This window comes from Pseudomonadota bacterium (genome assembly GCA_016719885.1).
In the GTDB taxonomy this organism is placed as follows: Bacteria; Pseudomonadota; Gammaproteobacteria.
The window spans coordinates 113,593-135,883 of sequence record JADJYF010000001.1; the positions used below are offsets into that span (position 1 = coordinate 113,593).

The window sequence follows — 22,291 nt, forward strand, 5'->3', positions numbered from 1 at the left end:
TCAACCCTCCGCCGCGCGGCCGCGCTGCGGAAACAGTCCGCGCGGCCATTTCTGTATGAACAGGATGATGAACACCAGCACCAGGATCTTGGCCAGCACCGCGCCGGCGAAAGGCTCGAGAAACTTGTTGGCGATGCCGAGCGAAAGGCCCGCCACCAACGTGCCCCACAAATTGCCGACGCCGCCGAACACCACCACCATGAACGAATCGATGATGTAGGACTGGCCGAGATTGGGGCCGACATTGGTCAACTGGCTCAAGGCCACGCCGGCGAGACCGGCCACGCCCGAACCGAGGCCGAAGGTCAAGGCATCCACCCAGCCCGCGCGCACGCCCATGGCGCGCGCCATCGCGCGGTTCTGGGCGACGGCACGCACCTTGCAGGCCGAGCGCGGTAAAGCGCAGCAGCGCCAGCAGTGCGAGAAACACCAGCGCGCTGAAGGCAATGATGTAGAGCCGGTTCCAGGTCAGTGCCAGCGCATCACCCACCAGCAGTTGGCCACTCATCCACTGCGGCGTGGCCACCGCGCGGTTGAGCGGCGAGAACACGCTGCGCACCACCTGCTGCAGGAACAGGCTGACGCCGAAAGTCGCGAGCAGGGTTTCCAGCGGGCGCCCGTAGAGAAAGCGCACGATGCCGCGCTCGATGACGATGCCGACCAGGGCGGCGACCAGGAACGCAGCGGGAATGGCCAGCGCCAGCGACTGTTCGATGTGGTGCGGAAAGGCCTGCTGCACCACGTAGGTGGTATACGCGCCGAGCATCATCATTTCGCCGTGCGCCATGTTGATGACACCCATCACGCCGAAGGTGATGGCGAGGCCAGTGGCGGCCAGCACCAGCACGAAGCCGAGGCTGAGTCCGAAGAACACCGTTTGTATGAATTCGTAGCGCGCGCGTCGCTCGTCGATCATGCGCAGCGCGCGCGCCGCCGCCACGCGCACTTCCATGGACGGCTCCATGGCTTTGCCGTCGGCATCCTTGGCCAACAGCGCGGCGAGGCGATTACGTACTTCGCCGAGCATGCTGCCACTCACGGTCTCGACCGCCGCCAGGCGTTGCGCCTGGTCGGCATGGCCGAAGTTCGCGAGCGCCAGCACCACGTTCATGGCGCGGCGCACCTTGGCATCCTGTTCCTTGGCCAGGGCTTGTTCGAGCGCGGCGGCGGTGGCGGGCGTATCGTCGCCGGCCAGCGCTTCGACCGCCGCGCGTCGCGCGGCGGGATCGGGATTGGCCAGCGACAGCCTCGCCAGTGCGCCACGCAGCACCACGCGCAGCGGGTTGTTGATCACGACTTTCTTGAGATTGGCGAGCTGTTCGGCGCCGAGCGCACTGCCGTCCAGGGCGTCGCTGATGGCGGTCTCGGCATCGGTGGTGGCGGTGATGACCATGCGACGATCGGATTTGCGCATCAGCAGGCGGCCGTCCAGCAGGGCGCCGAGGATGACGGCGGCGCGCGGCGAGCCACTGTCGGCAATGGTGGTGATGGCCGCGGTCTTGGCTTTGAAATCAAGGCCCATGAGTTGGGCGAGCGGCAGGTCGGCGTCGGTGGCGGTGCACGCCAGGCTCACGCATAGCAGGGCGAGAGCGAGCAGGGCACGGCACGGGCTGAAGAATGAAACACGCAACATGGGGTCTGAACGGTCTTGGAATAGGTCGGTTGCAAGGCCGTGGCCACGCTGGCCGCGCATTCCTTGCGCGGTCAGCGGGTCACGTGGGGGAAACCCTACTTGTAGTTCTGTCCCGAACACTTCTTGGTGACGGTGTTGTAGTTGCCGCAGTTGAGCTTGTCGGTCCAATCGGCTTCGATAATCTTGCTGTCCGGCAGGAAGTCGGACCAGGCGTCACCCGGCACCAGGCCCTCGGTCTTCCACACCGTCTCGAACTGGCCGTTGGCCTGGATCTCGCCGATCAGCACCGGCTTGGTGATGTGGTGATTGGGCAGCATCTTCGACACGCCACCGGTGAGGTTGGGCGTCTCGACACCGATGATGGCCTTCTGCACCGCCGCTGGGTCGGTCGACTTCGCCGCCTCGACCGCCTTCACCCACATGTTGAAGCCGATGACATGGGCTTCCATGGGGTCATTGAAGGTGCGCTTGTCGTTCTTGATGAACGTGTGCCAGGTCTTGATGGCGGCGGCATTGGCCGGATCTTCGATGCTCATGAAGTAGTTCCAGGCGGCGAGATGGCCGACCAGCGGCTTGGTGTCGATGCCCGACAGCTCTTCCTCGCCGACCGAGAATGCCACCACCGGGATGTCGGCCGCCGACACGCCCTGGTTGCCGAGTTCCTTGTAGAAGGGCACGTTGGCATCACCGTTGATGGTCGACACCACCGCGGTCTTCTTGCCGGCCGAGCCGAACTTCTTGACGTCTGACACGATGCTCTGCCAGTCGGAATGACCGAAGGGCGTGTAGTTGATCATGATGTCTTCGGCGGCCACGCCCTTGGCCTTCAGATAGGCCTCGAGGATCTTGTTGGTGGTGCGCGGATAGACGTAATCCGTGCCCGCCAGCACCCAGCGCTTCACACCGAGATCGTTCATGAGGTAGTCGACGGCGGGAATCGCCTGCTGGTTCGGCGCCGCCCCGGTGTAGAACACGTTCTTCGACGACTCCTCGCCTTCGTACTGCACCGGGTAGAACAACAGGCCATTCAATTCCTCGAACACCGGCAGCACGGATTTGCGTGACACGGAAGTCCAGCAGCCGAACACCGCCGCGACCTTGTCCTTGGCCAGCAATTCGCGGGCCTTTTCGGCGAACAGCGGCCAGTTGGAGGCCGGGTCGACCACCACCGCTTCGAGTTTCTTGCCGAGCAGGCCGCCCTTCTTGTTCTGCTCGTCGATCAACATGAGCATGGTGTCCTTCAGCGTGGTTTCGCTGATGGCCATGGTGCCCGACAGGGAATGGAGGACGCCGACCTTGATGGTGTCTTCAGCCCGGACAGGCGTGGTCGACACCACCAAGGCGGCGACCATGGAGGTCAGCAGGGAGCGTATGGAAAATTTCATCGAATTCTTTCCTCGTTTCTAGTGACGTGGTAGCGCTTAAAGCTGCAGCTGGAAGGCCAGCTTGATGGCGTCGATGTCTGCGCCGCTGGCGCCCGGCGCGAAGTTGGTCAGGCCTTTGCTCGCGATGTCGCCGTGCTGGTAGAACAGCGAGATGCGCGCGTTGTGGCCGTCGATGATGTAGTTGACGCCGCCTTCGATCTCATCGCGGTCGGCGCTGTCGTCCGGGTAGATGGCCGAGTAGCGCACGTAGGGCTGAATGCGGCCGATGCCGATCATTTGCGGGAACATGTACAGGCCGACCACCGAGAACGAGTCACCGCTGAACTGGCAGAAGCAGTCCGCATCGGCGAACGCCAGCACGTCGTAGTCGGAGTCGTAGTTCTTGTACTCGCCGTTGAAGGTCACCACGCCCTTGCCGGGCAGCACCTTCTCGAAGATGACGTCGGCGCTGATGTTGCGATAGTCGCCGGGATTCAGGAACGAACCGGCGCCGTCTTCCTGGTACTGGAAGGCGATGGCGACGGTGAAGATGTCGCCGCCGGTGCCGTAGTAGGTGCCGCTGGTGTAGTAGCCGGGGTTCTTCTCGACCGACAGGAAGTTGTAGGCGACGCGGCCGGCGTAGAGCAGGTTGTCATCCTGGTTGGGACCGAAGGCCGCCGAGGACTCGAGGCCGTTGAACACGCCGAACACGTATTGCAGGGCGCCGCCGGGCCCGTCGCGCCCCACACGTTGACGCCGTGGTCGCGGCCGTACACGCCGGCGCCGCCGCTGCCGAAGCTGCCGCTGAAGTCGGAAGTCTCGAACGGCGTCTTGTAGGCGTCGTAGGTGGTGGAATAGTAGGGGCCGTTCAATTCCTGGCGCTCGGCCGGTACCAGCAGGCGCCCTGCCCACACATTGAAATAAGGGTTCAGTTCGAATTTCGCGATTGCATCGAGCAGGTGATAGCGCTCGCCCGGGCCGCCGCAGAACACGCACTCGGTGTTCAGTTCGAACTTGATGTATTGATGAATCTGGCCGTTGACATAGATGCGCGCGCTGTCGGCGTTGAAGTCCGTGCCCCAGTCTCCGTTCGGCGCATTGTCTTCCATGGCCGTGAACGAGCCGCGTGCGGCCGCGCCGATGCTGATCCACTTGGTGTCATCGATGGCAATCTTGCCGCCCGCGTTTGCCGCTGCCGCGCCTAACAGCAGCGCGCCAGTCATCAGCGCTGCTATGGGCTCTTTGCACTTGGTCATTTAGGAGTCTCCTTCGCTGTCATCGTGCTTTGCATTGAGCCTGTCCGGGCATGTCGGCTTTTGCGAACTTCGTGCCAAGCAACGAAGACGATGAAAATCATCCGTTTAATGACTCGCGATGAATGGTGCGTGCGTGCGTCTGCACTACGGGAGAGCGATATCGTCGCGGCCGCACAATAATGGGGATGAACGCGACAACGCGCGGTGCACCAGTCGCGACAAATGCGACAGCACCGCGATGGAGCGATGCGCAAGGCCGCGCGGAAGCGTGGGCCGCGGCTGCTGTCGGCGAGGGGCCAGAAGCGAGAACGCCGTGTGCGGCGGGCAATACGTAGATGTCAGCGTGCACGCATCAACGCCGGGACGAAGACCGTGCGCTGAGCGTCGGTGGTGCACGATGTCGATGCTAAACTGCAACAGCCCAACCAGCGGAGTATCAGCAGTGGCCAGCGCGAAGACCCATCCTTCCTTTCGGCTCGATGCGAGCCAGTTGGCTGCCCTGTCCGAGCGCGCCATCACCAAGAGCTACCCGCGCCAGAGCGTGATCGTGAACGAAGGCGACCCGACCGACGCCATCTACATCATTCTCGAGGGCCGGGTGCGCATCTATCTCGCCGATCACAAGGGCAAGGAGGTCACGCTCAACGTGCAAGGGCCGGGCGAATACTTCGGTGAGCTGACCTTGGACGGTGGACCGCGCTCAGCCTCGGTCATGACCTTGGAGCCCTCGCGTTTCATGATCATTCCGCGCGAGTCGCTGGAGAGCTTCTTCGCCACCCATCCCGACTTCGCCATGCACCTGGTGCACAAACTCATCAGCCGCGTGCGAGTGCTGACCGAGCGCGTCAAGAGCCTCGCCCTGCAGGACGTCTATGGTCGCTTTCGCGGCATGCTGGAAGAACTGGCGGTGGAACAGGACGGCGTGCGGGTGGTGGAAGGGCGCATGACCCAATCGGACATCGCCGCGCGCATCGGCGCGTCGCGGGAGATGGTCAGCCGCATCCTGAGCGACCTCAAGACCGGTGGCTACGTGACCCAGGGCCGCCATCGCATCGTCATACATCGCAAGCTGCCGGCCGAATGGTGATGTGCATGGCCTGCGACTGGGCTACTGCGCTGCCCGGGCGCGGTGTCGCGTGCTCGCTCGCTCCTTGCCTATCCAAATGATATGTCTTCGTCGCTCGCTGCGCGGCTCCTTGCGCGCGGGCATGCTCGCTACGCCCATTCGCAGGCCGATAGGTTTGGAAACGGCTTCGGCGGCGCCCGCAGCGCGGTCGCGGCTGGTAGAATCGAATCCACATGATCAGTCTAGACGCGGTAGCGGTGCGGCGTGGTGGCCGCCTGCTGTTCGAGAACGCCACCCTCGCCATCCATGACGGCCAGCACGTCGGTATCACCGGCGGCAACGGCACGGGCAAGTCCACCCTGTTCAAACTGCTGCTGGGCGAACTCGGCCCGGACCAGGGCAACGTGCGCCTGCCGGGCGGCATGCGTATCGCGCACATGGCCCAGGAAGTGGTCGCCACGGCGGTCAGTGCGCTCGACTACGTGATCGACGGCGACCAGCAGCTGCGCGCCCATGAGCGCGCGTTGGCGGCGGCCGAGGCCGCGGGTGACGATGCGCGCATCACCGCCGCGCATGCCGAACTCGATCACATCGACGGCTACAACGCCCATTACCGCGCCGAGCAACTGCTGCATGGCCTCGGTTTCAGCCAGGCCGACTGCGCGCGGCCGGTGAGCGAATTCTCGGGCGGCTGGCGCATCCGTCTCAATCTCGCCCAGGCCCTGATGTGTCCGAGCGATCTGTTGCTGCTCGACGAGCCGACCAACCATCTCGACCTCGAAGCCACGCAGTGGCTGGAGGATTGGCTCAAGCGCTATCCCGGCACCTTGCTGCTGATCTCCCACGACCGCGATTTTCTCGATGCGGTGGTGACCCTCATCGCGCACATCGAACACGAGCAGTTGCGCCTGTACCGCGGCAACTACTCGGCTTTCGAGGTGCAGCGCGCCGAGCGTCTCGCCCAGCAACAGCAGATGTACCTGCGCCAGCAGAGCCGCGTGGCCGAGATCGAGGCCTTCGTGCGGCGTTTCCGCGCCAAGGCCTCCAAGGCGCGCCAGGCCCAGAGTCGGCTGAAGGAGCTGGAACGCATGCAGACGGTGGCGGCCGCCCACGTCGATTCACCGTTCGACTTCCGCATCCTCGAGGCCGACAAGGTCTCCGATCCGCTGCTGAGCCTGAACGATGTCGCGGTCGGTTACGCGGACCGCACGGTATTGCGCGGCATCAAGCTCAACCTGCATCCCGGTTCGCGCGTCGGCCTGTTGGGCGCCAACGGCGCCGGCAAGTCGACCTTCATCAAGACCCTGATGGGCGAACTCGCGCCGCTCGGCGGCGTGCTGACGCCGGGCACGCACCTGCGCATCGGTTACTACGCCCAGCAGCAGCTCGAGGTGCTGGACCTCGATGCCAGCGCCGCGCTGCACGTGCAGCGCCTCTCGCCCGAAGCCTCGGAGCAGAAGATTCGTAATTTTCTGGGCGGCTTCGATTTCCATGGCGACGCGGCCCTGACGCCTATCCGTCCGTTCAGCGGCGGTGAGAAGGCGCGCCTGGCGCTGGCGCTGGTGGCCTGGCAGCAGCCCAACCTGCTGTTGCTCGACGAGCCCACCAACCATCTCGACCTCGAGATGCGCCAGGCCCTGACCCTGGCCCTGCAGGAGTTCGGCGGCGCCATCGTGCTGGTCTCCCACGACCGCTACCTGCTGCGCAACTGCGTGGATGAATTCCAGCTCATTGAAGACGAGCGCCTGCAGCCCTTCGATGGCGACCTCGACGATTATCACAAGCGCCAACAGCAGCGTGATCGCGATAATGCCGCGCCGCCGCCGGAAGCGAGTGACGCTGGCGCGACGCCCGCGCGCGGCAAGCAGGCGCGCCAGGAGGCGGCGGCGCGTCGCGCGGAGGTGGCCCCGATGCGCAACGCGGTGAAGAAACTCGAACGGGCGATGGAGAAATCCCAGCACGAACTCGCTGACGTCGAGCGGCGCCTCGCCGACGGCGCGCTCTACGAAGCGCCACGCAAGGCCGAGCTCACCGAGCTGTTGCAAACGCGCGGCCGTCTGCAGCAGCAGTTGTCGGACCAGGAGACCGAGTGGCTGGAGAAGCAGGAAGCATTGGAGAAACTCGAATCGTAGGTGCGAATTCATTCGCACGCTCACGCCGAACGCGGCGCCACGCCTTGCAATGTGCGATTGAAATCGCACCTACGGTGGGTGCGGATTTATTTGCACGCCCGTGCCGGGAATGGCGCCCTTGAATGCGCGATTGAAATCGCACCCGCAACGGCGATGCGGTGTGCGGCTCAGTGCAGGCGCGGTGGCTTGAGTTCGGTCTCGCCGGGCGCTTCGAGCGGCGGCGCCTGCAGGATGCGGCCCGCGCGCGCCGCGAGCCAGCGTTCCAGCTCGGCCGCCGGCATCGCCCGCCCCAGGTAGAAGCCCTGCATCTCGTCGCAGCGATGCTGGCGCAGGAAGGCGAGCTGCGCACTGTTTTCCACGCCTTCGGCGATCACCGACAGGCGCATGCTGTGGGCCATCGCGATCACGGCGCGGGTGATGGCCGCATCGCCCGGGTCGCTGTTGAGATCGCGGATGAAGGATTGATCAATCTTCACCTGGTCGACCGGCAGCTGCTTGAGATTGGCCAGCGACGCGAAGCCGGTGCCGAAATCGTCGATCGCGATGCGCAGGCCAAGATCCTTCAACGCCTGCAGCAGGCGGCCCGCGCGTTCGCGCTCGTGCATCACCGCGCTCTCGGTGATTTCGAGCGTGATGCTGCGCGCGTCGGCGCCGCTGCGTTCGAGCGCCGATTTGACGCTGCCCAGCCAGTTGTCGCTGGCGAGCTGACGGGCCGAGACATTGACGCCGATCTTGAGCGCCAGGCCCGCCAGCTGCCAGGCGCGCGACTGCCGGCAGGCCTCGTGGAATACCCATTCGCCGATGTGCTGAATGAGATCCGATTCCTCCGCGACCGGTACGTAATCGCCGGGCAGCAGCAGGCCGCGTTCGGGATGATGCCAGCGCAGCAGCGCTTCGGCGCCGGTCACGTGGTCGCTGTCCAGCGCCAGGGTCGGCTGGTAGTAGAGTTCGAACTCGTGGTTGCGCAGTGCGTGATGCAGGGCATTGGCCACCTGCAGATGCTGACGCGCGCGCGCGTCGTAGGCTTCGTCGTAGTAACCGATGCCATTGCGCTCGCGCTGCTTGACGCGATGCAGGGCCGCGTCGGCATGTTTGAACAGGCTCTCGACGTCCTCGCCGTCGCGCGGATAGAGACTGACGCCGACGCTGCCGGTGATGCGCACGTCGTGGTTTTCGAGCACGTAGGGTTCGTTGCCGATGTCGAGAAAGCGGCGCGCCAGTTCGTCGATGCTGGCCGCCGGGTCGATGCCGGTCAGAAGGATGCCGAACTGGTCGCCGTCCCAGCGCGCGACGGTGTCGTGGGGGCGCGCGGTCAGCGCCAGGCGTTCGCCTATTTCGACCAGCAGCGCATCGCCGGTGGCATGGCCGTGACTGCTGTTGATGTATTTGAAGCCATCGAGATCGAGAAACAGCACCGCCAGCATGTCGCCGTCGCGGCGCGCCGCGGCGATGGCCTGCGCCACGCGGTCGGCCAACAGCTCGCGATTGGGCAGGCGCGTCAAGGCATCGTGGGTGGCCTGGTGCGCCACCTGGCGTGACAGCGACAGGTTCTCGGTCACGTCGTGAAAGGCGATCACCGCGCCTTGGCGCGTGCCGTCGTCGGCCACTATCGGGCTGGCCGTGATGCGCACCGCGTAGGGGTCGCCGAGGCGCCTGTTGAGCAAGGCATAGGACGGCGAGCGCACCGAGCGATTCTCGGCCAGCGCCTGGCCGATGACCTGGGCAGCCTTGTCGCGCTCGGCTTTCTGCGCCGACCAGAAGATGCTCGAGATGTGGCGACCGACGGCATCGCGGCGCGCATGCTCGCTCAAGGCCTCGGCGACCGGGTTCATGTAGGTGACGAGGCCATCGTGGTCGGTGGTCACCACCGCGTCGCCGATCGCATGCAGGGTGGCGCGTGCCAGTTCCTTTTCGCGACGCAGGCTGCGGGCCGCGCGCTCCACCCGTCGCCAGCTCCACAGCGGATAGCTGCAGGCGCCGGCAAGCAGCGCCGGCGCGGGCGCCAGCCACAGTTCGAAGGCGAGCAGCAGGATTACCGGTACGGCGACGGTCAAGACCATCAACACGCCGGCCACCGCCAGGCCCTGGCGTGGCGAACAGCGCGGATACAGCAGCGCCGGCGCCAGCGCGAACAGCGACAGCAGCGCGGCGTAGAGCGGACCGCGCAGCGGCGTCACCCAATTGCGATTGCGCAGGTTGTCGAGCACCGTGGCGTTGAACTCGACGCCCGACATCGGCTGCGCCTCGCCCGACACCGGCGTGGCGAGGCTGCGGCCGAGTCCGGCGGCGGTCACGCCCACCAGCACGAAACGCCCGTGCAGACGGTTCAGCAGCGCATCCTGCTCCAGTACGTCGGCGAACGACACTTCGCGAAAACGCCCGGGCGGACCGAGAAAATTCACCAGCAGGCGATAGTCGCGCAGCCACTGTCCGCTGCCGGCCGTCGAGGTCGGCGCGCGGGTTTCGCCGGGCAGGTGCTGCCATTCGCCGGGTGCCACCTGTTCGAGCATGGCCAGCGCCAGGCTCGGCCACACCGGCGACGACAGGCCGGCCTGCAGGTAGACGCTGCGGATCACCGAATCGCGATCGAGCTCGGTGTCGACATGCCCGAGCTTGGCCGCGACCTGGGCGAAGGCGCGCAAGGGCTGCACTTCGCGCAGGGGGCCGTCGGCGCTCTCCTGGTCGGGAAACACCGGCAGCACCACGTTGCCATTGGCGGCGATGGCGCCGGCCAGGTGGGTGTCGCCGCCGTCGCCATTGGCGGCCTCGGCGAACATGATGTCGAAGGCCACCGCGCGCACGCCGACGCGGGTCAGACGCTCGAGCAGTTGCGCATGCACGTGGCGTGACCACGGCCAGCGCCCGAGCTGCTTGAGACTGCGGTCGTCGACGGCGACGATGACGATGTCGTCGGGCGTCGTGCCGCGCTTCAAACGCAGCGCCGCGTCGTAGATGACGTTGTCCCAGCGTTCCAGCACGCCTGACATCACCGCCAACGCGATGATCGCGCACAGCGCGCCGGCGAGGCGCGCGGTCTCGCTGCGCGACCAGTCGCCGAGGCGTGTGGCGAGCGGCGTCACAAGGCCAGTGCTATCAAGGGCAGGAACACCAGCATCCACCAGCGCGCGCCAGCCTTGGACGGCACCTCGATTTTTTGCACGGTGCCATAGGCGCCCTCGGTGCCGTCGCTGTCGATGGTCTTGACGTGCATGAAATAGGCGCCGCCCTTGGGCCGCTTGAACTTCGCTTCGGCGCCGTCGACGCGCATGTCGACCACCGGTTCGGCAAAGCTCTCGTCGCCGGCGAGCTGGAACTGGAACGTCTGGCCGGGTTCGCCGGCGCGCCAGCGCACGCTCATGTTTTCTTTATCCACTGCCGGCGCCTCCAACGGCGGCGCCGGCGGCAGGCGACGGAATTGCTGGGTGTCGCTGTAGGGGCCCTGGCCCTCGGCGTCGGTGATGGACGCGACGCGCCAGTAGTAGATGCCGGGCGGCAGCGCCTCGGCCGTGGTGGCATGGCTGGCGCTGATGCTCGCGTCGTCCATGATGAGATCGGTAAATTGCGCGTCGCGCGCCACCTGCAGGTGATAGCGCGTGACGGCGCTGCTCTCACCCCAGCTCATGGGTGGCTTTTCTTCCGGCACGCCGGCGCCCGGCGCGGGCGCGGTCAAGAGCGGCGGCTCGGGGCGCGCGTCGAGGTCGAAGGGATGGTCGGCGCTCAAACCTTCCAGGCCCTGGGCATCGATGCCGCGCACACGCAGGAAGTAATGGCCGTCCGGCAGGTCGCTTGCGCGCAGGCGCGTGGCGTCGGCGCGGCCATCGAACAGCACACTGTCGAAGCGCGTGTCGGCCGCGAGCTGAAAGCGGTAGGCGCCGGCGCCGGCCAGGGCCGGAACGCTGAACGCCACCGGTACCCGTTCCACACGCGCCGGCAGCGCGGTGAGATCGGGCGCTGGCAGCAGCGCGACCGGCGCGCTCGGCGCGGCGGCGGCGCTGGCCACCGTGCCGTAGCCGGCGGCGACGTCGACGCCGCTCGTTTGCGTGTTGACCGCGACCTTGCCTTCCAGCACTTCGCTGCGCGTCGCATCGCTGGCGGCATTCACCCGGTAGCGCGTGCCGCGCACCGCGGTGACCGCGGCCGGCGTGCTGATCTCGAAGCGGCCCGGACCCTTGCCGAGCGGCGCCACCAGGTTTTCCATGCGCCCCTGCGTGAGGCGCACCTGGGTGTCGTAGTAGTCGGTGTTCTCGAAGCCGCCCAGCGCATCGAGATGCAGCTCCGCTTCGGCGTGCACCAGCACCCGTGAACCATCGGCGAATTCGAGTGTGACATTGGCTTCACGGCCGGTTTGCACCACGTCACCGCTGCGCAACTGCATGCCCGCCGTCAGGGCGCGCGTGGCGCGCTTGCCGCGCACTTCGGCCTGGCCGTGCACCGCCGCGACCTTGGCGATGGCATCCACGCGCCGCAGCCACTCGACCGGAATGCGCAGGCGTGTACCGGGCGGGATGTGTTGCGGGTCGTTGATGCGATTCAGGGTCTGGATGCGCGGCCAGTACTTGATGCCGGCCAGGTAGCGCTCGGTGAGATTCCAGGGGTTGTCGCCGTCCTGCACGGTGTAGATCCATTCGGCGGCGTGGGCGCTCCGGTGCGCCACCGTGCCGAACAGGATGAGCAGGACACAAGCGGTCAATCGAGCAAGGCGCGGCGGCATGGTGACTCCTTTTTCCATGCCCGGCGCGACGTTCAGGCGCGGGCTGGCGTTCGGTTTCGTGGAACACACTCTCGACTCGCGGGCACCCGTGGCCGGCGCACGTCGAAGCGGGCATGCTAACCAAGGAGCCGGCAGGGCGTCATCCCATCACGGGTAGAATCGGCGTGACCGCGGCGCCGTTGCGGCAGCCTGGTACAGACCTTTTCACCCACGCTTTTCCCAACAGCAAGGAACCACCACGATGAAATTCGGACTCATGAGCGGCGCCTCGATGCACGGCGTGACCGTCGACTCGATAGTCGCGCTGGCGCGCCGCGCCGAACAGGCCGGCTTCGACACGCTGTGGATGGCCCACATCCGATCCATCGATGCGATTGCCGCGCTCGGCGTGGCCGGCCGCGAGACTTCGCGCATCGAACTCGGCACCGCCGTCACGCCCACCTATCCGCGCCACCCGATGGCGATGGCGCAGCAGGCCCTGACCACCGCGCAACTCACCGACAATCGCTTCGTGCTCGGCATCGGGCTGTCGCACAAGCTGGTGGTGGAGGGCATGCTCGGCCTGTCCTATGCGCAGCCGGCGCGCCACATGCGTGAGTACCTGAAAATTCTCAGGCCGCTGCTGCGTGGCGAGATGGTGAATTTCGACGGCGAGGAATTCCGCGTCGCCAACCTTCAGGTGGCGGTGCCCGGCGTCACCGACGTGCCGGTGGTGGTGGCGGCGCTCGGCGAGCACATGTTGCGCCTGAGCGGACGCCTGGCCGACGGCACCAGCACCTGGATGACCGGGCCACGCACCATCGCCGAACACATCGTCAAGCACCTGCTGCCGGCGGCCGCGGCGGCGGGGCGCCCGGCGCCGCGCATCATCGGCGGTTATCCCATCGTGCTCACCACGGCCGTCGAGCAGGCGCGGGCCAGCATCGCCAAGAGCCTGGAAATCTACGGACAGTTGCCGAGCTATCGCGCCATGCTCGATCGCGAAGGCCATGGCGGGCCGGCCGATCTCGCGCTGGTCGGCGACGAGGCCACGCTGCGCCGCGAGATCGGCCGCATCCGCGACAGCGGCGTGACCGACTTCAATGCCGCCATCAGCGAGACCGAGGCTGGCGCCTTCGAGCGCACCTTCGAATTCCTGGCGGCGGTCAGGGGCGAGTTCGTCTGAAGAAGCGAGGCGCCCGCGTCAGTAGCCCTGGTGTCCGGTGCGAAAATCGTTGCCACCGCAACGATCGACGCCGCGCAGCAACCAGATCGGTCGTTGCTTGAATTCGACCGGCGCGGTGTGCGAGGCGCCGCCCATGTCGAGCGTGCGATCGTAGAGCGAGGTGGACGGCATGTAGCGCACCGCGAGTCCCGCGCGCCGCCGGCCGGAGGTATTGGCCTGCGAGCCATGCACGAGTTCGACGTCGTGCAAGGACACCTGGCCGGGCTCGAGTTCGATGTTGCGCACGCGCGAAAGGTCGATGCGCGGATCGTTCAGCACCTGGTTCAGGACCAGGTCTTCGCGCGGGCTCGTGTCGTGGCTGAATTCGCCCATGCGATGCGAGCCGGGAATGACGCGCATGCAGCCGTTGTCGACACGCACGTCATCGAGCGCAATCCACACCGTGACCGTCGCGCGCGGGCGTATCGGCCAGTATTGGCCGTCCTGGTGCCAGGGCACTTCGAGGCCGGTGGCGGCGGGTTTGCAGAACAAGGCCGAGGCCCACAGGATGATGTCCGGGCCGATGATCTGCTCGACCACGTCGAGCAGCTGCGGCGCGCTGAAGAATTCGAAGAACTCGCGCGCCAGCGCGCTGCCCTCGGCGCCATCCCACGGCACATGGGGCAGGGCGATGAAATCCGGTCGCACATCGGCACGCGCCGCGAGCAGGCGCAGGACGGCCGCGCGCAGCGCCGCGAGGCGCGACGGCGACAGCCGCCAGGCCGGCGTCAACTGGCCATCGCGGTGGTAGCGCGCGACTTCCTCGGCGAGTAGGGGAGCCGCGCAACCAGTGCCGCCCATGGCGGCTTCAGGCCGACGCGACGGCGCGCAGATTCCCTTGCTCGTCCAGCACGAGACCCGCGGCGCGCGCCGCGTCCTTCATCGACGCCGGCCAGCCGACGCGGCCCGGATCATGACCGCCGACCACCGCCAGCATCATGGCGGTCTCGCTGCCGACATTGCGAAAGCCGCGCATCACATGCACCGGCACCGAGATCACGTCGTAGGGTTCGAGGATCACTTCCTTCTCGCCTTTCGGCCCCCAGTAAATGGCCCAGCGCCCGGTCAGGGGCATGAACACTTCCTGGGTGAGATGGGAATGCAGGGCCGCGCCCTTGCCGGGCTCGGAGCGGATCATGGCGAGATGAAAATCCTGCGGCGCGATCTGCGGCTGCATGCTGTCGTCTTCCTGCACGCCGTTGCCGATGATGCTGAAGATCTCGCGCTCGTGGCCGGGAATGCGCGTATCGAGAAAGGCCTCGGCCGAGCTCTTCTGGTTCTTGAAGCGCGCGACGTTGCGCTCCATTTCTTCGACCGTGAAGTCGATGTCGGTAATCTCGGCGTACTGCACCATGGCTCGTTCTCCCCGAACGCGAATGTGGCGGCCAGACTATCGCTGCCCGCGCGGCCATGGCAAGCAACGCACCGTTTGAGGGGGTGCCGGGGCGCGACGCGGCGCGCGACAATGGCCGCACCAGGATCAGCGCCACGGGCGCGGAGCAAGCCCACCATGACCAGCCCCCACCTCAACGGTCGTGACCGTCTGCGTTTCGGCATCTTCATGCCGACCGTCAGCAACAGTCCCAACATCAGCCACTACAAGGCCGACCAGGCCGACTGGACCTTCGCCGCCAACCGCGCCATCGGCCTCGCCGCCGAACAGGCCGGTTTCGATTTCCTGTTCCCGGTCAGCCGCTGGCGCACCATCGGCGGCGAGGTCGATTACCACGGCAAGTCGCTGGAGACCATGACCTGGGCAGCGGCGATGCTGGCCTCGACCACGCGCATCCAGATCTTCTCGACCGTGCACGTGCCGGCCTTCAACCCGGTGGTGGCGGCCAAGATGGGCGCCAGCCTCGATCACATCGGCGACGGGCGCTGGGGCATCAACATCGTGAGCGGCTGGAACCGCAGCGAGTTCGACATGATGGGCATCGAGATGCTCGACCACGGCAAGCGCTACCAGCGCTCGGAGGATTTCATCAAGATCCTGAAAGGCCTGTGGACCGCGCCGCCCGGCACGTTCAATTTCGAGTCCGAGCATTACACCGTGCGCGATGGTTACGTGATGCCGCAGCCGAGCGCGCGCCCCCATCCGACCATCGTCAACGCCGGCACCTCAACCGATGCGCGCGAGATGGTGGCGCGCCAATGCGATTGGGCCTTCGTGTGTCCGGTCAGCATGGATGACGCCGAAGCCCTGGCGCGCGACTTCAAGGCCCGCGCCCAGGCCTACGGGCGCAGCGTGCGCATGGTGTGCATGGTGCTGCCGGTGTGGGCCGCCACGCGCGCCGAGGCCGAAGCGGAGCGGGCGCGCGTCATCGAGCAGATGGACCCGGTGGCGGTGCGCAACTGGGCCGATGGTCTCGGCATGGAAAGCGGCTCGTTCAACCAGCAGACCCTGGAAACCTTCGCCTTCGGCGCCGGTTCACTGCCCTTGCTCGGCACTGCCGACGATGTCGCCGAACAGATTGCCGAACTCTATCGGCGCGGCATGGACGGCGTGCTCATGAGCTACATGGATTATCTTGGCGACACGCGGCGTTTCGGCGCCGACATCGTGCCGCGTCTGCGAGCCCTGGGTGTGGTGTGATTTGCGCCCGGGCCGCGCCTGCTTCATTACCAAAACCAACAGGAGAAACAGCGCATGAGCGCCGTCAAGATTCGCCAGATGGTGCACGCCAATATCTGCGTGCGCGACATGGAACGCACCATTCCGTTCTACGAAATGCTTGGCTTCGAGAAATTCGCCGACCAGGAATTCGGGCCCGGCGCCGGTGTGTGGCGCGGCCTGGGACTGGACAACAATCGGCGTTTCCGCGCGGTGTTCATGAAGATCCCGGGCGACAACCCGGTGCCGTTCCTGGACATCATCCAGTTTCTCGACCAGCCGACGCGTGGCGAGGCCTACGCGACACTCGACAATGTCGGCATCTGCCGGCTGTGCTTCGAGGTGGCGGACATCGATGCCGTCGCCGCGCATCTGGCGGCCAAGGGTGTGGAATTCGTCGGGCCGGTGTCGCCCTACGAGACCGCGCCGGGTGTCGCGCCGTCGGGCGTGGAAGCGAAGTTCCTGTGCGTGCGCGACCCTGACGGCACGGTCATCGAATATGCGCAGTTCGCGCAGGATGCCTGCGATCGCCTGACAAGGCTTCGCATGGGGGTTCCCGCGGGGCGTGAAGTCGCCACAAGAATCAGCGCACCACCGGTCATGTGCGAATAATGGCCTACCGCGGCCGCAGTTGCGGAAAGTCCTGGTGACGGAACGGCGCCCGGCTGGCCAGCGCCATCTTCTTCAAGGGATGGCGTCCGCCGTCGTCGTGTTTCAAGCCGTCGACGTTGGCCATGCCGTCGTGCGGACGCCTGGCGACCCGGGCATCGTCACCGAAGAAGCGCAATGACAGGGTGCGGCGTCTCACGCCGGCGCGGGTCGGCGCGCCGCCATGCAGGACGGCGGGGTGAAACGCCACCACGTCGCCCGGTTGTATGTCCCACGACACGATGGGAAATGCCTCGCGCGCCTGTTCGATGGCCGGCAGCGGCGGCCACTCGGCGGCGTCGAACAGGTTGGCGGCTTCGTCGTCGGGATTGAAGGCGCTCGGGTTGTACAGCGGCCCGCGATGGGAGCCGCGGATGAATTCGAGCGAGTAGTCCTTTGCCACCGGGTCGAGGTTGGCCCACATCACCATCAGGTGCTCGCCGCTCGCCGGCAGGTAGGGCAAGTCCTGGTGCCAGGGCGTACGGCGCGTGTCGGCGCCGTCCTTCAACCAGATCTGTTCGTACATCAGCCACACGTTGTCGCAGCCGAACAGCGCGGCCGCCACGTCGGCAAGCGGCGCTTCGCGCAGGAAGCGCCGGTAGGCGGGATAGCTGTCGGGATTGGCTTGGTCCTGGTAGAAGGTGCCGGGCGTGCCGAGCAAGACCGGGCCGGCGCCGGGGCCCGGGTGATTGAGCGTCCATTCATAGCACTCGGCCGCGAGTTCGAGCGCGCGGGCATCGAGCACGCCGGGCAGGAACACCACGCCATCTTCCTGGAAGCGGGTGCGCAGTTCGGAGACATCGAGATTCGGTGCCATGGTGGCGACTCCCCCGGATGTTCGCATGGTACGAAGGAGGAGAGGCGGGCGCCCGCGCTCCATGCGCGGATCCTGTGCCTCAAGGACTTCGAGTCCCGACGGTCAAGCGCCAACACCGTGAATGTGCGCGCGGGCAGCCCCGGAAAAACGGGCCCCGGGGGGCCCCCCGGGGGTCGTTGACGGCCCCACCCCCAAGAACCCAGCCGCCCACCCCCCCCTTTCCCTCCCCCGAAAGACCGACGCCCGACCCACCAACCCGCACCACCGCAACCACCGACACCACAAACAATAAATTCGCACCTACAGCGGATCAGCGCGCTTCAGATCAATTTCTTGTCGCGCAGTTCGTCCTTCACGTAGGCGTAGTAGATCGGCGCGGCCATCAAGCCCGTGATGCCGAACGCCGCCTCCATGGCGAGCATGGCCAGCAGCAGTTCCCAGGCACGCGCGCGGATCTGGCCGCCGACGATGCGTGCGTTCAGGAAATACTCGAGCTTGTGGATGATGACGAGATAACTCAGCGACGCTACCGCGAGCCCCAGCGACTGGCTGAGACTGACGGTGAAGATCATGGTGTTGGAAATGAGATTGCCGAGGATGGGAATGAGGCCCAGCACGAAGGTCAATACCACCAGGGTCTTGGCGAACGGCAGCTGCACGTCGAACCACGGCAGCACCACCAGCAGATAAATGGCGGTGAAGGCGGTGTTGATGGCGGAGATGCGCACCTGTGCGAAAACCACGCGGCGAAAGGCCAGGATGAGATGGCGCGCGCGCTCCGCGAGCGCCTCCGACAGCGGCCCGCGATCGGCGCGCACGCCGGCGTTTTCCAAGGACAGCAGGGCACCGATCACCATGCCGACCACGATATGCGCGAGCGCGCGGCCGACGCCGGTGCCGGCGACCTGGAACACCTCGGCATGGGTGCGCAGCCATGTCACCAGCGCCTGGCGCAGTTCCTCGGTGTCTTGCGGCACGTAATGCAACAGCCACGCCGGCAGGCTGGCACGCGAGTGTTCGATGATTTCGGCCATGCGCTGAATGAGGGCCGGCAGGTTGTCGCCGCCATTGCGCATGAACGACACCAGCGACAGGATGGCGGCCGAGGTCGCGGCGATGACGATGGTGGCGATCAAGGCCACCGCCAGCATGCGCGGCGTGCCGTGGCGGGTATCGGCCTTGCGCAGCAGCGGCACCAGGGCATCGACCAGGGCGAAGATCAGGAGCCCGGCGAGCAGCGACGGCAGGAGGTGCACGAACAGCAGCCACAGCAGGCCGACGCCAAACAGGATCCAGGCCGCGATGTCGTAACGGGAAAACGACGGCGAAGTCATGCGCGTTCCTCGCCGCCGGGGAGAACGACTGGCCGTAAGCGAGTTGCGGCCGGTCGCGTGCCGAGCGTGGGGCGGCTAAGCCTCACTTGGCCTTGGGCCCGTAGGCCACGTAGACGTTGCCGGGCATGCCCCACAGGCCATAGCCCGAACCGAAGTACACCCAACCGTCGACCACCACCGCGCCGGCGCCCTTGATCGAACCGCCCTTGGCCTTGACGCCGTTGACGGTCGGAAACTCGCGCTTGGTGTCGACGTCCCAGATGACCTTGCCCGTCGCCGGGTCGTAGGCGCGCATGTGACCGTCCATGGAGCCGGAGAAGATCGCGCCCGGGATCAACACCGCGGCCTGCGGCTGACCGGCGTTGCAGCCCGGTGTCGACAGGCAGTCGGGCTTTTGCGCGGGCGTCTGCCACACGGTGCTGCCGTCGGCGATGTTCAATGCATAGATGCCGCCGGCCGCGCCGGGTTCACTGCGCGACTCCCACACGTCCGAGATCGGCACGTAGACGTGTTTGTCGTCGGCCGCGTAGCCCCACTCGATGCCGCCCAGCACGCCGCCCGGTGACAGGCGCTTCTGCCACAGCACGGCGCCTTGCGCATCGGGATCGACGGCGTGCATCACGCCCGACTTCTGGCCCGCCAGCAGCACGCGCTTGCCGTTCGGCAGGGTGCGCAGGATGGCCGAGGAGCCGAAGTCGACATCGGGGCCGCAGCCCTTGCGCGCGACGGGATCGGCGTTGTGCGCGACACAGGCGGCGGTGAAGGCGTCATCGGCCGTCATCTGCTTGTGCCAGCGTATGGCGCCGGTCTTGAGGTCCAGCGCGACGATCGCATCGGAGGTGTCCGCCGCCGGCGCCGAATAGGAGTCGCCGGTGGTGAGGTAGATGGCGCCGGCCTTGGCATCGATGGTCGGCTGTGACCATACCGCCACACCCGACGGTCCCCACAGCTGCGTGCCATTGCTGGCCTTGACGGTCTTCTTGGCCGGTTCCGGGATGAGATAGGACTTCCACAGCCGTTTGCCGGTTTCGAGCTCGTAGGCATTCACGCTGCCGCGGAAGGTGCAGCACTCGTAGGTCGGCGAGCCGCCGGCCAGTTCCTCGAAGGACGCGAAGGGCACGTAGACCTTGCCGTCGTGGTAGGCGGCCGAGCCGGTGTTCATCGCCCATGGATGATCCTCGCCCTTGTCCTGCCACAGGATTTTGCCGGTATTGGCATCGAGGCCATAGACCATGGCCTTGCGATCGGCCGCTACCAGCATCACCGAACCGTCGGCGCGCTTGAAGGCCTGGATGGCGCCGCGCACTTCGCCGGCGGTCTCGGTCTTCCAGTGCGCGCAGCCGCTCCTGGCGTCGAGCGCGTAGATGCCGTTGCCGGGACCGCCGATGTAGATGCGCCCGCCGATGACGGCGGTCTGGGTCGAGACGCTGGTGCCGGCCGGGAAGCCCAGCGCCCACTTGAACTCGAGGTTGGCGAGATCTTCGGGCTTGAGGCGCGCATGCGCGGCCGGCTGGAAATGGGTGTTGTCGGCGTCGAGGCCCCAGCCCGACCAATGGGGGTGTTCGAGCGCATCGGCCGCCAGCGGCGCCGGGTTCTTGCACATCGTCAGCTGTTCGACGGTCTGGGCGTCCTTGACCGAGCCCCACGGGATCTCGGACAGGTAGATGGACACCGCGCGCTTCTCGATCTCCGACAGGGCGGCGGCCTGCAGCGTCATCTTGCCGCCGAGCAGGGCGGCGAAGATCGCTTCGGGCGGCATCTTGGCAAGCTGATCGCGCGGCATGGCGCGCGGCACGGGCGGGTCGCTGTGGCAGGCCACGCAGGCTTTCTCGAACGCATGTTTGCCGATGGCCTTGTCGTCGTCGGCGTGGACGCCGGTCGCGAGCAGGCTCGCGCAGCCCAGGGCCACGAGCGTGCGCCAGCCGCGCACGCCAGGTTTGTCGTTCCGCATCAGTATCCCCTCATGTCGTGAGTGCGGTGAATGAAAGCGCGCGCGCGTCGACTGCCTTGCGCGGGCAGGGCGATGGCGACGGGCGCGATGGATTGCGCGGGCATTATTGCAGAAGGCGTCGTGCTGCGCTGCGACCCTTGATTCGCGTCAAGGACGCGCGCACGGTATGGGCTCACCGTTATTCCATCGGGGGTGCGCCCCCGCCATCGCTGGTCTCATTCATCATGCAGGAGGGGAGTATGGCCGCACTGCCACAAGACGTTTCCACTTTCGGTCGTCCGTCGGCCGACGTTCGCATTGCCAAGTGGGCGCCGACGCCCCATCCCAAGCTCGGGCCGTTCGGCGCCGAGTGCCCGATGAGCGAAGAGGAAAGCGCCATCGTCGACACCTTGCGCCGGTTCGCCGAAAACGAAATGCGCCCGACCGGCGAGGTGCTGGACCGCATGACGCCGGACGAAGTCATCGCGCCCGGCTCACCCCTGTGGTCCTTCTACGGCAAATTCCAGGAGCTCGGCTTCACGGTCGACCTGTTGCTCGGCATGGAGCCGCTGCAGCGCGCCAAGATCATGTGCCTGTTCTACGAGATCCTGGGCTGGGGCGATTCCGGTCTCGCGATCTCGATCGGCGCCGGCACGTTGCCGCGTTATCTCTCGCGCCTGTTCGGCAACGACTACCTGGCGGAACTGTGCGCCGACAACATCATCGGCTGCTGGGGTATCACCGAGCCCGATCATGGCAGCGATTCCCTGGACCCGGAGGGCAACGCGGCCCACGCCAAGGGCGCCTACGGCCGGCCCAATTGCATCGCCACGCTGAAGTCGGATCGCATCATCATCAACGGGCAGAAGTCGGCATGGGTATCGAATGGACCCATCGGCCAGATCTGCATCCTCTATTGCGCGGCGGACAGCGGCGCCGGCGCCGACACCCGTCACGGCGCCTGCGTGATCGTGCCGTGCAACACCAAGGGCGTGAGCAAGGGCAAACCGCTGGACAAGATGGGCCAGCGCGCGCTGCCCCAGGGCGAGATCTTCTTCGACAACGTCGAGCTCGGCATGGAGCACCTGCTGGCCGGGCCCGACAGCTTCCAGCGCGCGGTCTATGCCATCCATGCCGAGGCCAACGTCCTGATGGGCGCATGCTTCACCGGCGTCGCGCAGCGCGCCTACGAACTCGCCCACGCCTATGCGCACGAGCGCAAGCAGGGCGGGCAGCCGCTGGTGCGCCACCAGAGCGTGGTGCATCGCCTGTTCAGCATGTTCCGTCGCGTCGAAGCGGCGCGCGCCGTCACGCGGCGTGCCTGCGAATACAACATGGCCGTGCAGCAACCGGCCTTGCATGCGGCGATGGTGTCCAAGGTCACCGGCACGCAGACCGCCTTCGAAGTGGCGAGCGACGCCCTGCAGCTGTTCGGCGGCAACGGCATGACGCGCGCCTACCCGATGGAGAAGCTGTTGCGTGATGCGCGTGCCTCGATGATCGAAGACGGTTGCAACGAGATCCTGTCGATCCTCGGCGGCACGGCGCTGGTCGATCCCGAGCTCCTGTAACGTAGCGGGCGCGG

The 22,291-nt window shown here is 66.4% G+C and carries 14 protein-coding genes and 2 pseudogenes; 6 read left to right on the forward strand and 10 right to left on the reverse strand.

Features of this window, described 5'->3' with window-relative positions:
* From urtB to IPM80_00580, 3 genes and pseudogenes are all read right to left on the reverse strand, one after another.
* Positions 1–1,633: pseudogene (gene urtB / locus IPM80_00570) on the reverse strand (urea ABC transporter permease subunit UrtB).
* Positions 1,634–1,728: 95 nt separating this feature from the next.
* Entirely contained in the window at positions 1,729–3,018 is a 1,290-nt protein-coding gene (gene urtA, locus IPM80_00575; protein ID MBK8956938.1) for an urea ABC transporter substrate-binding protein, read from the reverse strand.
* Between the two features lie 36 nt (positions 3,019–3,054).
* Positions 3,055–4,253: pseudogene (locus IPM80_00580) on the reverse strand (hypothetical protein).
* Positions 4,254–4,656: 403 nt separating this feature from the next.
* On the opposite strand from IPM80_00580, the gene IPM80_00585 reads away from it, so the two are divergent.
* Positions 4,657–5,340 (forward strand): Crp/Fnr family transcriptional regulator, encoded by a 684-nt coding sequence (locus tag IPM80_00585; protein MBK8956939.1) that lies wholly within the window; start codon positions 4,657–4,659, stop codon positions 5,338–5,340.
* A 212-nt stretch (positions 5,341–5,552) separates the two neighbouring features.
* Positions 5,553–7,451, forward strand: a complete 1,899-nt coding sequence (locus IPM80_00590; GenBank protein ID MBK8956940.1) for an ATP-binding cassette domain-containing protein — start codon at positions 5,553–5,555, stop codon at positions 7,449–7,451.
* A 167-nt stretch (positions 7,452–7,618) separates the two neighbouring features.
* Here IPM80_00590 and IPM80_00595 read toward each other — a convergent pair whose 3' ends face one another.
* Both IPM80_00595 and IPM80_00600 read right to left on the reverse strand, forming a co-directional pair.
* Positions 7,619–10,531, reverse strand: coding sequence for an EAL domain-containing protein (locus IPM80_00595; GenBank protein ID MBK8956941.1), 2,913 nt, complete (start codon positions 10,529–10,531; stop codon positions 7,619–7,621).
* On the reverse strand, positions 10,528–12,180 hold the full coding sequence (locus IPM80_00600) for a FecR domain-containing protein (GenBank protein MBK8956942.1): 1,653 nt from the start codon (positions 12,178–12,180) through the stop codon (positions 10,528–10,530). Before IPM80_00600 ends, IPM80_00595 begins: the two co-directional genes overlap by 4 nt.
* A gap of 223 nt (positions 12,181–12,403) precedes the next feature.
* On the opposite strand from IPM80_00600, the gene IPM80_00605 reads away from it, so the two are divergent.
* Positions 12,404–13,327: a TIGR03564 family F420-dependent LLM class oxidoreductase gene (locus tag IPM80_00605; GenBank protein MBK8956943.1), complete on the forward strand. Its 924-nt coding sequence runs from the start codon at positions 12,404–12,406 to the stop codon at positions 13,325–13,327.
* 18 nt (positions 13,328–13,345) lie between these two features.
* Here the strand turns inward: IPM80_00605 and IPM80_00610 are convergent, their stop codons facing one another.
* Both IPM80_00610 and IPM80_00615 read right to left on the reverse strand, forming a co-directional pair.
* Positions 13,346–14,167: a phytanoyl-CoA dioxygenase family protein gene (locus IPM80_00610; GenBank protein ID MBK8956944.1), complete on the reverse strand. Its 822-nt coding sequence runs from the start codon at positions 14,165–14,167 to the stop codon at positions 13,346–13,348.
* A gap of 7 nt (positions 14,168–14,174) precedes the next feature.
* The gene (locus IPM80_00615) at positions 14,175–14,672 is read right to left on the reverse strand and encodes a cupin domain-containing protein (protein ID MBK8956945.1); all 498 of its coding nucleotides are present in this window, start codon (positions 14,670–14,672) and stop codon (positions 14,175–14,177) included.
* Positions 14,673–14,876: 204 nt separating this feature from the next.
* Here IPM80_00615 and IPM80_00620 point away from each other — a divergent pair, with 204 nt between their 5' ends.
* Together IPM80_00620 and IPM80_00625 are read left to right on the forward strand one after the other, a co-directional pair.
* Entirely contained in the window at positions 14,877–15,959 is a 1,083-nt protein-coding gene (locus IPM80_00620; GenBank protein ID MBK8956946.1) for an LLM class flavin-dependent oxidoreductase, read from the forward strand.
* A 54-nt stretch (positions 15,960–16,013) separates the two neighbouring features.
* Positions 16,014–16,589: a VOC family protein gene (locus tag IPM80_00625; GenBank protein MBK8956947.1), complete on the forward strand. Its 576-nt coding sequence runs from the start codon at positions 16,014–16,016 to the stop codon at positions 16,587–16,589.
* A gap of 4 nt (positions 16,590–16,593) precedes the next feature.
* On the opposite strand, the gene IPM80_00630 is transcribed toward IPM80_00625, so the two are convergent.
* The 3 genes from IPM80_00630 to IPM80_00640 all read right to left on the reverse strand — a co-directional run bounded on the left by IPM80_00630 (position 16,594) and on the right by IPM80_00640 (position 20,727).
* Positions 16,594–17,442 carry a phytanoyl-CoA dioxygenase family protein gene (locus IPM80_00630; protein MBK8956948.1) on the reverse strand — a complete coding sequence of 283 codons (849 nt, stop codon included), beginning with the start codon at positions 17,440–17,442 and terminating at the stop codon, positions 16,594–16,596.
* Positions 17,443–17,762: 320 nt separating this feature from the next.
* The gene (locus IPM80_00635; protein MBK8956949.1) at positions 17,763–18,776 is read right to left on the reverse strand and encodes an AI-2E family transporter; all 1,014 of its coding nucleotides are present in this window, start codon (positions 18,774–18,776) and stop codon (positions 17,763–17,765) included.
* A gap of 82 nt (positions 18,777–18,858) precedes the next feature.
* Positions 18,859–20,727 (reverse strand): PQQ-binding-like beta-propeller repeat protein, encoded by a 1,869-nt coding sequence (locus IPM80_00640; GenBank protein MBK8956950.1) that lies wholly within the window; start codon positions 20,725–20,727, stop codon positions 18,859–18,861.
* 239 nt (positions 20,728–20,966) lie between these two features.
* Here IPM80_00640 and IPM80_00645 point away from each other — a divergent pair, with 239 nt between their 5' ends.
* On the forward strand, positions 20,967–22,277 hold the full coding sequence (locus IPM80_00645) for an acyl-CoA/acyl-ACP dehydrogenase (GenBank protein ID MBK8956951.1): 1,311 nt from the start codon (positions 20,967–20,969) through the stop codon (positions 22,275–22,277).
* Positions 22,278–22,291: the final 14 nt, after the last annotated feature.